Here is a 13525-nt window from a genome sequence, read left to right as displayed (position 1 = left end):
GCGTCGCCATAATGCCGCACCGGTGCCTGCCACAGTGCCGCACCTGTGGCTTGCGCATCACCTCGTCAGCAAGGCGGGGAACACCGGACGCTTACGGCGGCCCTGGCCGAGCTGTTCATTGACCGGGGCCCGCCTGCCCATATCAGATCGGACAACGGCAGCGAGTTCATCGCCACCGCAGTCCAGAAATGGCTTGGGCAGATCGGCGTGAACACGCTCTACATCACGCCAGGCTCGCCATGGGAGAACGGCTACAACGAGAGCTTCAATGGCTCGCTGCGTGACGAGCTGCTTAACGGAGAGATCTTCTACAGCCTCGCCGAGGCCAGAGTGCTGATCGAGGCGTGGCGGCGCCACTACAACACCATCCGGCCACATAGCAGCCTGGGCTATCGCCCACCCGCACCAGAAGCGGCGACGCCGCCATTGCCGGCCTCCGGTTCCGCTTCGCTCCACCTGCGCCCGGCAATGGCGGCGGAGACGACAATGCACTAACTATCTACCCGGACCACCCGGTGGGGGCTGCTCAGCGAACACCCAGCCGAACGCTGATGGCGTGCTACCCCGCATGTTCGCCGCGGCGGGGTTCGATCGCGTGATCGAGCGCCAGTCGATATCAACGCCGACCGGCTCCATTTCTATCTACTCGGCACACAAGCCTTAGCTCGGTATCAGCCGAAAAGGCGGGGGCGGACGGTTGCCTCCATCAAGGGCGCCTGTCGCGAGAACTCTCTGTCATCACGGCCCTCCGTCCGTAGCTGCCGGGCGTTCAGCGCCATTCCGGCGAAACGCTTCTGCCGTCGATCCTCTTGCGGGTAAGTATGGCCCGAGCAGCAGTAGCCCGACCCCGAGCGAAATCCACACGTCGGCGAGGTTGAAAACGAAGGGGTGCCAGCTCCCGAAGTGCAGCCCGAGGAAGTCGGTTACAGACCAGCGTGCGGCGCGGTCGATCAGATTGCCCACGGCGCCGGCCGCGGCGACCGCTAAGGCCGTGCGCTGCCAGCCCTGCGAGCGGTAGGCCCACGCGACAAGGCCGAGGGTCAGGATTGCCGTGAGCCCGATCAGGAGGGCGCGCCCGACGTCGCCATCAGAGGCGAGCAGGCTGAACGACACGCCCTCGTTAAAGGTCAGGCGCAGCGAGACGAAGGGCAGGAAATCGCCCGCCGGCCCATAGGGTTCGAGCGCAGCCCGCGCCCATGCCTTGGTCGCCAGGTCTAGCGCGGCCCCCGTGGCGATCAGCAGCGTGGCCGTGCCCGCTTTCATGTCCGCTGCGTACCCGCGAGGTCCTGGCGCCCGTCGCGGATGCGCGACATGCCGGCCAGTGTGCGCGAGCGAAGCGGGGGCAAATGCGAGCCTCGCCTAGTGAGCCGTCGCCGGGCCGGAACCCGAGCGAGATCGGTTGCGCCGATTCCAGGCAAACCCCACTGCGATGGCGACCGCCATCAGGAGTTGCGCCAGCACCGATTGCCAGGTGGGGAATAACCCTAGCATCGACAGCCGCGGCACGTCCGCGAGCGGTGCGATGTTGATAAGGCCGGCCTCCTGGAGAGCGGCGACGCCCTTGCCCGCAAGCACGACGGTCAGAACGGCCATGAGCCAGGAGCTATAGCGGAAGAACTGCGCGATCGGCAGCTTGCGGCTGTAGCGGAGCATTGCCCAGGCGATCACACCAAGCAGTCCAATGGCCGATCCGGCGCCGGCGAGCAGCATCCCGTTGTCACCTTGCGCGGAGAGAGCGGCGTAGAACAGGATCGTCTCGAAAACCTCGCGATAGACGACCACGAAGGCGAGTCCGAACAGGAACCAGCCCGACCCGCCCGAGAGCGCCCGCGACATCTTCTCGCGAATATAGCGCTGCCACTGATCGGCTTGCGCCTTACCGTGCATCCAAATCCCGACCGAGAGCAGCACGAACGCGGCGAACAGCGAGCCGAACCCTTCGGTCAGCTCCCGGCTCGCGCCGCTGATCCCGATTGCATAGGTGGCGACCGCCCAGGTGATTCCGCCCGCGATGATCGCGCTGACCCAGCCGCCATGAACGTAGCGCAGCGCCTCGCCGCGGTCGGCTTTACGCAGGAATGCGATCATGGCGACGACGATGAGCAGGGCTTCGAGCCCTTCACGCAGCAGGATCGTGAACGCGCCCAGGAACGTGGACGCCTCGGTGGCGGCATCGGGCGCGAGCGCCGCTTCTGCATCATCGAAAAAGCCGCCCAGCACCGTGACCTTCTCCGCGAGATCATCGGGCGATGCGCCCCGGTCGATCGCGGCGCGGAACTCCCCCATGGCGCCCTCGATTCGGCCCATCAGCGTCGCGTCGCGCGCGGTGAGCGTTGGTTCGATCGGCTCGAACCCATCGAGATAGGCTGACAGCGCCAGCTCTTTTGCCATCCGCGCATCGCCACGCCGGGCAGCGGCCACGCTTTCGGCGAGTTTGGCGCGGGCGACCGCGAGCGAGCCGGGAGCCTGTTGCATCACCTGTTCAGGGTGGCGACGCAGGAACGCGAGCACGGCGTCAGCCTTGGCGTCGCCGATCGCCGCGCCGAGCGCGGCCGGGGTGAGTGCGACCAGGGTTTTCAGGTCCGGGATGCGACGGCGAAGGGTCGGATCGGATTTCCACAGCCGCTCGCCTTCGCGCGCCTGCGCGTCCGTGAAGGCGAAGCTCCCGGCTCGGAATGCTACCGCCCAGCGCTGATCGTTCGGCAGATCGGCGAAGCTCTGCATCGCCGTCCCGTCGATGCCCTGCGTCACCACCTGATAGAGCGCGAAGACGCTGCGCTGGCGCGCACGTTCGGCATCGGTAAAGGCGATCGGGGGTGTCGCGAGCTTGGCGGCGTCGGGGCCACGGCCGTTGCCCGTCATGCCGTGACAGGACGCGCAGGATTGTTGGAACAGGGCATGGCCGGAGACGAGGTTCGGAGCCTTATCGGGCGCGAGCGGCACCGGGTAGGCGCGCAGCAGATCGGCCGCGAGCCCGTGCGCCAGTGTTGCCACCTGTTCAGTCGATCCCTTTTCCGCGATTACCGCTTGGAGGTTGGCGGCCCGCTGAATGAGGGCTTGGCGCTCCGGCTTCGCCGGCAGGCCTTGAAGCCGTGTCGAGACCGACGCGGCAAACTCATTCATTTCGGCGTATTCCGACGCGCTCTTGATCCGACCGTTCGCGACCGCGCCTCCATAATCGACGGCCATATAGTCGAGCAGCCGCCATGCGGTTTGCACGTCGCCGGGTTCGGCGAATGCCGCAGCAGGGATCAGCAGCGCAGCGAGCGCGGCGAGCAGCCGCAGCGAGAGCATTGCCCGGATCAAGGTGAGCAGACGCACTACCGCTCTCCCAGTTCGCGCCGAGCGCCAGTGACGATTTCATAAGCGGAGTGGAGGAACAGGAGGGCGATGAGGCCGGCGACGGCGAGGTCCGGCCAGGCGCTTCCTGTCCACGCCACCAGACCGGCCGCGGCGATCACCGCGACATTGGCGAGCGCGTCGTTGCGGCTGAACAGCCAGATCGCGCGAACATTGGCGTCCCCTTCCCGGAAACGCGCAAGCACCAAGGCGGACACGACATTGATCGCGAGCGCGACAACGCCGATTGTGCCCATCAGTTCGGCATCCGGCGCGGTTGCGTTCAGGGCGCGCCAAATCGCGAAACCGATTACGCCCACGCCAAGCGCACCGAGAAACAACCCCTGCGTCAGCGCGACCTTTGCCCTCGCCCGTGCGGACCAGGCAAGCGCGAGAAGACCGATAAGGCTGATCGACCCGTCCCCGAGAAAATCGAGGGAATCCGCTTTCAGCGCTTGGCTATCGGCGATGAACCCGCCGAACAGCTCGGCGACTCCGAAGCCGAGGTTGAGCACCACGACGGTCAGCAGCGCACGGCGATAGGCCGGATCGGTTTGCGCGCGCGCGGGCTCCCCGTGGCACCCGCAGCTTTCGGTAGAAGCATTCATGCGGCCTTCCTTACCACCTCCAGTCGCTGTAGAAGCAAGCGAAATGTGCGACACGTTCGCATTAGCAAGGATGGCATGATGAAGCCGGTGATGATTGGGCAGCTCGCCAGCGAGACGTCGACAAAAGTGACGACGATCCGGTTTTATGAGTCGATCGGGTTGCTGCGCTCCGCCCCGCGCACGGCGTCGGGCCGTAGAACCTATGATGCCAGCGACATCGAGCGTTTGCACTTCATCCGCAACGGTCGCCGGCTCGGCTTTTCGGTCGACGAAATACGATCGTTGATGGGGCTGGCGCAGAACCCGGACCAGGATTGTGGTGCCGCCTCAGCTATCGCTGCTCAGCACCTCAAGGATGTTGAGGAGAGGCTGGCGCAACTCGCGGTGTTGCGGGATGAGTTGGCAATGCTCAGCCAGAGCTGCACCAAGGCGCGCATGGCCGATTGTCGGATCATGAAGGCGATCGGCAAAGGCCACCCTCAAGCCGATCAGTAATAGTCGGCTAGCCTGAGGTCGCGCACATCACCCGAGGCCATCGTCAGCTTTACGAGGGTGCCAGCAGGCCGGGAGCGCACTTGCCAGAGCTCCCCACGCGTATAGTTCGCATCGATCGAATGGCCGTTCACCGCCACGATCCGGTCGCCGACCGCCCAGCCAGCCTTTTCCGCGGGACTGTTCGCCGCCACATGAACGACGGTGAGCGCCGTTGGTGAGGCTGCGAGGCCAAGGCCGCTACGGTCCTTCAGCATCGGCAGGCGACGACGAGGACCGAGTGGCCGGAGCCACACGAATCCGGCGGTCACGTCGAACACCACGTCGAATTGAGCGATCAGCGGTAGGCCGACATTGCCAACCGTGCTGGTGGAGAGCCAAGCTCTCATCCCGAGTGTGGGGACGTTCGAGACGCCAAGCCCTTCAATGTTGATGTTCTGGGTTGTGAAAGCATCGTTGACTCGCACGCCATCGACGCCGCCGATCGCCGCGGTCGAGACGAGCTTCCCGTTCAACAGCCCTTGATCGCGGGCATAGGCCGACGAGAGCATCAGCGCGGCCGAGCTGCCAAGATCGATCATCAAGGGCACGGGAGACAGGCCCTCGACGGAGGCCCGGATGAACAGCTCCTGCTTGGCACCGCGTCCGAGCGCGACAGCGCGCCAGTCGGGGCCGGCGAGAAACGTGCCTGACTTGACGACCGCCATACGCCTGTTCGCGAAATCGAGCGCGATGCAGCTGCCCGTGAACATATCGGCACCGAGGAGAACGTCGATCGGTCGTCCGAAGGCCGCCGACACTGAACTCAGATCACCAACAACGGCAAAGGGTAAGCGACGGGTTTCGCGGGCGAGCTGTACGTCGATGTCGCGGACCAGCAGCACCGGGGCCTTGGCGCTCAGCCCGCTAATCATGCGCCGCTCACCATTGTTCAAGCCGAGCTTCGCCGCGAGCGCCGTGCTCATGATCGACGCGCCGCTGCCACTGTCGAGCACCGCCCGCGCCGGCACTCCGCGCACTTGTGCCGAAACAAGGAGGGTATCACCCGTGCCGACTTCCAGCGGCTCCCATTCGAGGTGAGCCGCGCCGAAGTTCCACGAGGCCGCAGACCGGGAAGTCTGTCGCGCGAGCGTTGGAGAACCGAGCACCAAGCCGGTTCCACAGGCCACCAGCCGCGCCACTAATGAGCGTCGAGACATACCGATTGCTTCAACACGGGCCGTCAAAAAGCCACCTCCAGCCCCCCGTCCGCAGGAGAGCAAATTGCGGTTACATGCTCTAGCAACTGGAGGAGCAAGGGTTTTTGAAGCGCCCGAAATGCTATCCTGTTCAAATGCCCTCTCGAAAATGAGCAGTTGAGGCAGGTCAGGAACCGGTCGAATAAGACCGAAGTAGGCAATTTCGCTTGCGCGACCTTGGCGAGCAGGACCCCAGTTCACGAAGAAACGTGAAGCTATCGCCTCACCCGCAGCAGCCCGCCACAGTCCCGTTTGCTTTCGCTTCCTGGATCGGAGGGCATGGGACATCGCCAAATGAGCAGAACACGCAGCAGTCGCCAGCCAGGGGCCGCAGCACCACCGCGCAATGCCGGCAATCATAGAAGAATTGGCAGGCGTTGGTGGGCATCCTTTCGGTGGCCACCCCGCCGCATTTGGGACAGGTCAGGGTTGAGGTGAGCTGCATCAGGAAAGCGCGTTCATCAGCGGCGCTTCTAGGAGGTCCCAGGCGAACGCGATAAGCGTCAGAACCGTTCCAATCGCGAGCAGGATAGGTGTCGCGCGCGAGGGCAGCGGCATTGTGCAGGACCGGTCCCCAGCACAGGACCTCCGCCGCTGCGCGTAGGCCCACCACCCAGCAGCCAAGCCGATGAGGGAGGTCGCCGTTAGCGGCCACCGTAGTGGTATCAGCGCGGCGAAGTTGCTGGACAGGCCCGCCCCCAGGCCGAGCGCCGCGAGTGCGAGGGGCAGGACGCAGCATGACGCCGCAGCTAGAACAGCGGCTAAGCTCGCAAGCGCGCCGAGGGCGGATAGCCCCGTGTCGGCGCGACGTCGTGACGTTGGTGCGCCTAGGGGTTCACGCGGGATGGTCTCTTGGTTCATCTATCGCCTCTAGCGGGTTAGCCCGTTATGCATCCTGTAGTGACTACAGGAGCAAGCAATATATGCGCGTTGAGGAAAGCATCACGATCGGCGAGCTGTCTCGCCGGACTGGCGTGAATATCGAGACGATCCGGTACTTCGAGCGCGTTGGTGTTCTCGCAACGCCACCCCGCACAAGCGGCGGGCGGCGGGTATATGGGACCGGTCACGTCCGCGCACTTGGGTTCGTCCGTCGCGCGCGCGAACTCGGCTTCTCCCCGGCCGAGGTGCGCGCGATCCTGTCTCTTGGCGGTTCTGCGCAGGCGTCATGCAGTGAGGTCCGCGAGATCGCGGCTCACCATCTAGAGCGTGTGCGCGCTAAGATGGAGGATCTGGCGCAACTAGAAAGCCTGCTGGCTGCGACCATCGACCGTTGCGAAGGCGACGGGGCGGCGAGGTGCGCCGTGATCGACTTGCTGAACCAACATTCGACTGCGTAGATGTCGCATCGCACCCCGTACTCGCGCAAACGGTCGATAACGGAGCCGATCACCATCACCACGGCACGCGGCCCTAGCCACCTATGTGGACGTTGCGCATCACGAAGCCGCTTTTCGGAAGCGCTGGCAGCCTGGCGAAATCGATGCTCAGGTCTTGGTCCGGTACGTCATAGCGCATCGCGTTGACGAGGAGGTGTGCCGCCACCTTCATGATCGCGAGGACGATCCATTCGCCGGGACAGCGATGGCCGAGATAGTGATCGCCGCCGCCCTGCGGAATGAAGTTGAAGGAGTCTTCGTCCCAAGCCCTGAAACGCTCAGGGCGAAACTCCTGGGGGTCGGCCCAGGTCGCTGCGTCGTGATTGCTCCCATAAAGGTCTAGCACCACTTGACGCCCTTCCGGAAAGGCCATCCCCTCCCACTCGAAATCTTGGCTCGCGCGCGCCACCACAGCGGGAAAGAAGGGATAGAATCGGCGGACCTCTTGGACGAAGAGCTCGGCATAGTCCGGCTGCTGAACCAAGGCCGCCCTGATCCCTGAACAGGTTTGCAGCGCGTGGGCGACGAAGGTGATGTACACTGCGATCGCGACGGTCGGGCGAAGGACATTTACCAGTTCGACCGCTGCGACGTGCGGCGAAAGAAGATCGTCGTGCCGGTCGCGATGCCAGGCTATCGCGTAAGCCGCGGTCCCCGAGCCCGAGCCGATGCTCCCGGCCCGAATGCCTTCAATGATCCGCTTCGCCCATGCGTCGACGCGACGACGGGCCAGCCGTGACCAAAGATGCCTTGGGCTCGCCGAGCCGGCGGCGTCGAACAGCGCCCGCAGCTCGCCCGCGCGGTTGCCGGCTTCATCGTCCGGAAGAGGAACTCCCGCCCAAGCGCATACCGCTCGCGTCAGCGGCTCATGCAACTCGTCATAGAAGACGATCTCTCCTTTGCGCGTCCAGCCCGGCACCGCCCTGCGCCACTCGGCCTCGAACAATTGCGCCAGCGCCCGCACGCGCTCTGGTGTCATCAGGCCCATGAACATCTGCTTGCGGTGCCGATGGGTCTAGCCGTCCAGACCCTGAACGCCGCCTTGGCCCAGCAGTGTCTTCTGAATAGCGACCGGCATGGCACCTTCGCGCTCGAAGCGGGTCGTATCGTAGAAGATTTCGGCGGCCTTGGCCCCCTTAAGGCAGTTGGTCTTTTTCAGCAGGAAACGGGATTCAAAAGCGTTTGCGCCTAGGCGCTGGCACTGCCTGGAGATGAACCGATAGGGATCGGCGAGGAGAGAAAGGGTTTCGTCCGGGCCTTTCGTGTGTGGTGTCTTAGGCATGACCGGTCCGGTGATTGTTGGGTCTCCTTTGATTAACTCGGAGGAATATCACGGGTTGCAGGCTCACGACAGGTGACGAACGAGGACGATCAGGGCGGAGCAGGCGCGGCCGAGGCGTTCGAGGCCATGCGCGGCGAGCTGGCGCTGCGCCGTGGAGGGCTTGGCGGCCGAGCGCGGCGATCGACATACCCGACCATACCGAGACGCTTGGCGTGCTCCAGCAGAACGTGAACACGGCAGGCGAGAACGTCGCGCGCATCGGCCAATTCCTGAAAGCGGCCCCGGCGCTGGCGATGACGCCGGAGCAGATGGCGCAGCGCATCGCCGCGGCGGGCAGCGCCGCCCGGCGCGAGGATCAGGCGGCGCTCGCCAAGGCGGGCGAGGACAAGGCCCGCATCATGGCCGATCTTCGCGCCATCGCCGGGTCCGCATGGACACGCGCCGACCAGAAGAATCGGCAGCTATGGTTTGCCCTGGGTGGGGTGGCGGCCGGCATCCTCGCATGGGCGATCGTGCCGGGCCTGGTCGCGCGCGAGATCGCACCGGCGAGCTGGCAATGGCCCGAGCGCATGGCGGCGCGGACGCTCGACTTGCCCCGCTGGGAAGCCGGGCAGCGTATGATCCAGAGCGCCAGTCCCACCGCGTTCCGCGCCATCGTCGGGGCCGACAGGATCGTGACGGCCAACCGCGCGGCGATCGAGGGGTGCGGCAAAGCCGCAGCGCGAAACGCGTGAAACGGTGCGACGCACGATCACGCTCAAGTGGAGTAAAAGTTAGCCGCGCAAGTTATTCAGCCAAGCGTTCGATGATCGGACAATCAGGCCGATCATCGCCATGACAGGCTTGGGCGAGCCCGGTAAGCGAGCGGCGCATGGCGTCCAAGACGCGGACCTTGCGGCCCAGTTCGGCAGCGCGGGCTTCCGCCAGCGTCTTCACTTCCGCGCTCGACCGATCGCGATCCGACCACAGCCCCAGCAGCGTGCGGATTTCCTCGATCGGGAACCCCAGGTCGCGCGCGTTGGCGATAAATCGCAGCCGATGAACGTCAGCGTCGGCGTAGTCCCGGTAGTTCCCGCGCCGTGGCGGCGCGGGCACCAAACCAATCTTTTCATAGTGGCGGATCATGCGTTGGGAGACGCCGCTGGCGTCCGACGCCGCTCCGATGTTCACAGCTTTACCGCGTTGAGCCGCAGTGCGTTCAGGACCACGGTGAAGGACGAGAGCGCCATCGCTGCACCGGCCAGCATCGGCGACAGCAGGATACCGGCAACCGGGTAAAGCACGCCGGCCGCAACCGGCACGCCGATTCCGTTGAACAAGAACGAGAAGAACAGGTTTTGGCGGATATTTCGCATCGTCGCGCGAGCGAGCTTGCGGGCGCGCACGATCGCCGAGAGATCGCCGCGCGTGAGCGTCATGCCGGCGCTTTCGATCGCCACGTCTGTTCCCGTTCCCATCGCCAAGCCGACATCCGCGGCGGCGAGCGCCGGGGCGTCGTTGATCCCATCGCCCGCCATTGCGACCCTTGCGCCGCTCGCTTTCAGCTCGCCGATGATACGCGCCTTGTCTTCCGGCAGCAGATCGGCGCGCACGTCATCAAGACCGCCCACGGCGCGCGCGACAGCATCGGCCGTCCCACGATTGTCGCCGGTGAGCATGACGACCCGCAGGCCCTCCTTGCGAAGCGCGGCAATAGCGTCGCGCGCCGATGCGCGCACCGGATCGGCGACTGCGAGCAGACCGGCGAGCGCCCCGTCGATCGCGACGAGGATGATGCCCGCGCCTTCGCCACGGTGACGATCGGCCGCGGCGTCGACCGGCTTGAGATCAGCGCCGATCCGGCTCATTTGCACCGCATTGCCAATCACGACCGAGCGGCCGCCCACCGTGGCGCTGACACCCAGCCCGGTTTGCGAGGCAAAGTCCGCGACTGTGCCGAGCTGCAATCCTCGTTCTTTGGCGGCAACGACGATTGCGTGCGCGAGCGGATGTTCGGATTGGCCTTCGACGGCCGCGGCAAGCGCGAGCATGTCGTTCTCTCCGACCGCGCTGACCGTCTCGACCGCGATCAGCTTGGGCTTGCCTTCCGTGAGCGTACCCGTCTTGTCGATGACAAGGGTATCGACCTTTTCCAGCCCCTGTAAGGCTTCCGCGTTCTTCACCAGCACGCCGGCCTGAGCGCCGCGTCCCGTGCCGACCATGATCGACATGGGCGTGGCGAGCCCGAGCGCGCACGGGCAGGCGATCACCAGCACTGCGATGGCGTTAAGCAGGGCATGGCCCATGCGCGGCTCAGGGCCGACCAGCGACCAAGTGATGAAGGTCGCAATCGAGATCAGCACGACGAGCGGCACGAACCATCCTGAAACCCGATCGGCGACCGCCTGTATCGGGGCGCGGCTTCGCTGCGCTTCCGCGACCATGCGGACGATACGCGCGAGCATCGTGTCCGAACCAACCGCGCGGGCTTCCATCACCAGGCTGCCCGTCCCGTTGACGGTGCCCCCGGTAACGATCGCCTCGACTTCCTTGAGGACCGGCGCGGGTTCGCCGGTGAGCATGGCTTCGTCGACCGACGAACGACCCTCGACCACGACGCCATCGACCGGGATGGCTTCACCGGGGCGGACCCGCAGCCGGTCACCGGTTGCCACGTCGGCAAGCCCGACTTCTTCTTCAGAACCGTCAGGCTGCAAGCGTCGCGCCGTCTTGGGGGCGAGATCCATGAGAGCGCGGATCGCGCGCCCTGTCGCCGCCCTAGCGCGCAGTTCGAGCACTTGCCCGAGCAGCACCAGTGTCACCACGACGCCGGCCGCCTCGTAATAGACGGGAACCATGCTCCCATGCGTGCGGAAGGTCGCTGGGAAGATGCCCGGCGCGAGCGTCGCGACCACGCTATAGAGGAAGGCGGCACCTACGCCGATCGCGATCAGTGTGAACATATTGAGATGGCGGGTACGAAGCGATGTCCACCCCCGCTCGAAAAACGGCCAGCCCGCCCACAGCACGATCGGCGCGGTGAGTGCGAGCTGGACCCAAGGCGAGGCCGCAGGGCTAACCACATGCAGGCCTAACATTTCCGCGAACATCGAGACGACGAGCAGCGGGATCGTGAGCGCGCCCGCCACCCACAGTCGGCGCGTGAAGTCGACCAGCTCAGGGTTGGGAGTATCGTCGAGCGACGGTTCTTCGGGTTCGAGCGCCATGCCGCAGATTGGGCAAGTTCCCGGCCCTTCCTGGCGAATTTGCGGGTGCATCGGGCACGTCCACATCGCCCCCGGCGTCGCCATCGGCTCCGGTTTCGGCTTATCGCTCAGATAGGCGTCAGGATTGGCGACAAACTTGCTCCGGCACCCTGCGCTACAGAAATGATAGGCATGACCAGCGTGCTCGGCATGGTGTGTCGTTTTTGCGGGATCGACCGTCATGCCGCACACCGCGTCGATCACTGCTGCTGCGGCATCGTTGTCCTTACTGCCCGAGCAGCAGCCGCCCGCTTCGGTGTGATGATGTTCGTGCTCGATCTTTGCGGGAGCGGCCGAGCCGCCCCCGCAACAGGATGAGGGCGTGGAGACCGATTCAGGCGCAGGCTTCGAACAGCCGCAACCCCCGGCTTGGGAATGGGAATGAGGGTCGTTCATGGCAAGACTCCTTCGACCCGAGAGCATGTAGGGTATGACACCGTGTTAGGGTCAAGGCCCTGTCGGCACCGCTGGCGTGTATGTTGAATCTACGCGCGGGAGCGGCGTTGCCCTCATATTGCGGGGGCCAGCTCTACACCCTCGACGCCATAAGGGCCGCAGCTTAGGTCTATTACTAGCTCGCCAAACGCGGGCCGGGGGCAATCGGGGACATATGGCAGCGCAGATCGACAGTCTTTCTACTGGCACCGACCATGACGGCCTGGTGCGCCGCTTAATTGCCCGCTGGCGTGACGATCAGGGCGCGACCTATCGGAGCTGGTTTCTTTGGGACGAGCGGTTGAAGAACTTCCGATCAATCCGGCGCGGCATCACCCAGGTTGTCGGCGAGATCGAGCGCGGCACGTTCGGCGTCGCCTACCGCGGATCGTCGCTCGAAACCGTCGTCCATTCCGTCGCCGAGCAGCGGCAAATCTTCAAGGGCGCGGACCATGCGTTCCTCTGGAAGCCGAAGCTCCGCATCCCCGACATTTACGAGAGCCCCGACAATCAGCGCGCGTTCGGCCGCTTGCTCGACGCCTGTTCCTGTTGCGACACGGCCGAGGAGATCATCAGCCATATCCACGCGATCGACCGTTTGAAGATCAAGGGGCTGGGTCCGGCGGTCGCCAACCTCCTCTACTTCCTTCACCCGACGCTGGTGCCGCCCTTCAACACCGCAATCGTTAAGGGCTACAACGCGCTGACGGGGGCGAATGTGAAGCTCGGGAGCTGGGAGCATTTTCTGGCGATGCGGACCGGCATCCTCGATCTCAACGACCGCTTCCGCGAGCTGCTATCGAATGATTTAGGCGCGATCGGCGGTCTGTTGTTCGACATCGGCTCCGATCGCTATCCGGCTCCGCCCCTCGACGTGAGCGGCGCGACGCTGGCGAGCTGGGGGCAGCGGCTTGAGGCGGCGCGCGAGGAAGCGCGCACGCTCAGCAAGGCCGCTCAGCGCGAGGGCGAGAACGAGCGCACCCATACCGAAATCCAGGCATGGCTTCGCGATCTAGGGTTGGCGCTCGGCTATGACGTATGGATCGCCGCGAACGACCGCAGCCGCGCCTTCGACGGATCACCCTTGGGCGCAGGATGCCTTGAGCGCCTGCCCGACACGATCGCGACGTCGAAGGGCGCTGACTCGATCCGGCTGATCGACGTGCTGTGGCTTGAGAAGGCCGGCGATCATGTCGCCGCGGCGTTCGAGGTGGAGCATTCGACCTCGATCTATTCGGGCATCGTCAGGATGCTCGACCTGGCCTTGAGCGGTGGCGACCTTCACGCGACCGCGGGGCTGTTCCTTGTCGCGCCCGACGCGCGCGAGACGGACGTTCGCGCGCAGTTGCAGCGGCCCGCGTTCAGCCGCGTAGCCGACCTCGACATATCCTACCTGCCCTATGGCGAGCTGGAGAAGAACCGGGAGGCCATCGCGCGGTTCGGATCGGGACTGAAAGCGATCAAGGCCGTTTCCAGCAAGCTCGCCTAGCCCGCTCCGCGCAAGGGA

General features: G+C 65.1%; 14 protein-coding genes and 1 pseudogene. 5 read left to right on the top strand and 10 right to left on the bottom strand.

Annotation, left to right across the window (positions count from 1 at the left end; all coding sequences use genetic code 11):
• Positions 1-90: 90 nt before the first annotated feature.
• Positions 91-495: pseudogene (locus GGQ89_RS14455) on the top strand (integrase core domain-containing protein); the annotation flags it as partial.
• A 243-nt stretch (positions 496-738) separates the two neighbouring features.
• Here the strand turns inward: GGQ89_RS14455 and lspA are convergent.
• From lspA to GGQ89_RS14440, 3 genes are all read right to left on the bottom strand, one after another.
• A complete protein-coding gene (gene lspA, locus GGQ89_RS14450) occupies positions 739-1263 on the bottom strand; it encodes a signal peptidase II (RefSeq protein ID WP_064311259.1) in 525 nt (174 codons plus the stop codon).
• Positions 1264-1359: 96 nt separating this feature from the next.
• Entirely contained in the window at positions 1360-3321 is a 1962-nt protein-coding gene (locus tag GGQ89_RS14445) for a cytochrome c/FTR1 family iron permease (protein WP_064311260.1), read from the bottom strand.
• Positions 3321-3947 (bottom strand): cation efflux transmembrane domain-containing protein, encoded by a 627-nt coding sequence (locus GGQ89_RS14440; RefSeq protein WP_004212870.1) that lies wholly within the window; start codon positions 3945-3947, stop codon positions 3321-3323. Before GGQ89_RS14440 ends, GGQ89_RS14445 begins: the two co-directional genes overlap by 1 nt.
• Positions 3948-4025: 78 nt before the next feature.
• Here GGQ89_RS14440 and GGQ89_RS14435 point away from each other — a divergent pair, with 78 nt between their 5' ends.
• Complete coding sequence (locus tag GGQ89_RS14435; protein WP_004212867.1) at positions 4026-4442, top strand: MerR family transcriptional regulator; 417 nt, start codon at positions 4026-4028, stop codon at positions 4440-4442.
• On the opposite strand, the gene GGQ89_RS14430 is transcribed toward GGQ89_RS14435, so the two are convergent.
• The 3 genes from GGQ89_RS14430 to GGQ89_RS14425 form a co-directional block, all read right to left on the bottom strand.
• On the bottom strand, positions 4436-5638 hold the full coding sequence (locus GGQ89_RS14430; RefSeq protein WP_082795033.1) for an aspartyl protease family protein: 1203 nt from the start codon (positions 5636-5638) through the stop codon (positions 4436-4438). The two genes, GGQ89_RS14435 and GGQ89_RS14430, sit on opposite strands and share 7 nt — an antisense overlap.
• Positions 5639-5900: 262 nt before the next feature.
• Positions 5901-6122, bottom strand: coding sequence for a GDCCVxC domain-containing (seleno)protein (locus tag GGQ89_RS20290; protein ID WP_081609171.1), 222 nt, complete (start codon positions 6120-6122; stop codon positions 5901-5903).
• Positions 6122-6538 (bottom strand): mercuric transporter MerT family protein, encoded by a 417-nt coding sequence (locus GGQ89_RS14425; protein ID WP_017980799.1) that lies wholly within the window; start codon positions 6536-6538, stop codon positions 6122-6124. The genes GGQ89_RS20290 and GGQ89_RS14425 overlap by 1 nt, the downstream gene beginning before the upstream one ends.
• A gap of 62 nt (positions 6539-6600) precedes the next feature.
• On the opposite strand from GGQ89_RS14425, the gene GGQ89_RS14420 reads away from it, so the two are divergent.
• Positions 6601-7017, top strand: a complete 417-nt coding sequence (locus tag GGQ89_RS14420; protein WP_017980798.1) for a MerR family transcriptional regulator — start codon at positions 6601-6603, stop codon at positions 7015-7017.
• Positions 7018-7090: 73 nt separating this feature from the next.
• On the opposite strand, the gene GGQ89_RS14415 is transcribed toward GGQ89_RS14420, so the two are convergent.
• Both GGQ89_RS14415 and GGQ89_RS20075 read right to left on the bottom strand, forming a co-directional pair.
• Positions 7091-8044 carry a cytochrome P450 gene (locus GGQ89_RS14415; RefSeq protein ID WP_244955796.1) on the bottom strand — a complete coding sequence of 318 codons (954 nt, stop codon included), beginning with the start codon at positions 8042-8044 and terminating at the stop codon, positions 7091-7093.
• 27 nt (positions 8045-8071) lie between these two features.
• A complete protein-coding gene (locus GGQ89_RS20075) occupies positions 8072-8338 on the bottom strand; it encodes a hypothetical protein (RefSeq protein WP_240456356.1) in 267 nt (88 codons plus the stop codon).
• 212 nt (positions 8339-8550) lie between these two features.
• Between GGQ89_RS20075 and GGQ89_RS14410 the strand changes: the two genes are divergently transcribed.
• Positions 8551-9072 (top strand): DUF6118 family protein, encoded by a 522-nt coding sequence (locus tag GGQ89_RS14410; protein WP_017980796.1) that lies wholly within the window; start codon positions 8551-8553, stop codon positions 9070-9072.
• A 52-nt stretch (positions 9073-9124) separates the two neighbouring features.
• Here the strand turns inward: GGQ89_RS14410 and cueR are convergent, their stop codons facing one another.
• Both cueR and GGQ89_RS14400 read right to left on the bottom strand, forming a co-directional pair.
• A complete protein-coding gene (cueR, locus tag GGQ89_RS14405; RefSeq protein WP_017980795.1) occupies positions 9125-9508 on the bottom strand; it encodes a Cu(I)-responsive transcriptional regulator in 384 nt (127 codons plus the stop codon).
• Positions 9505-11862, bottom strand: coding sequence for a heavy metal translocating P-type ATPase (locus tag GGQ89_RS14400; protein WP_371262954.1), 2358 nt, complete (start codon positions 11860-11862; stop codon positions 9505-9507). Before GGQ89_RS14400 ends, cueR begins: the two co-directional genes overlap by 4 nt.
• A gap of 331 nt (positions 11863-12193) precedes the next feature.
• Here GGQ89_RS14400 and GGQ89_RS14395 point away from each other — a divergent pair, with 331 nt between their 5' ends.
• Positions 12194-13507 (top strand): hypothetical protein, encoded by a 1314-nt coding sequence (locus GGQ89_RS14395; protein WP_017980793.1) that lies wholly within the window; start codon positions 12194-12196, stop codon positions 13505-13507.
• The last annotated feature ends 18 nt before the right edge of the window (positions 13508-13525 follow it).

This window comes from Sphingomonas yabuuchiae (assembly GCF_014199595.1).
Classification (GTDB): Bacteria; Pseudomonadota; Alphaproteobacteria; order Sphingomonadales; family Sphingomonadaceae; genus Sphingomonas; species Sphingomonas yabuuchiae.
The sequence above is the reverse complement of the archived record's forward strand: the minus strand, read 5'-3'. Positions and strand labels throughout refer to the sequence as shown.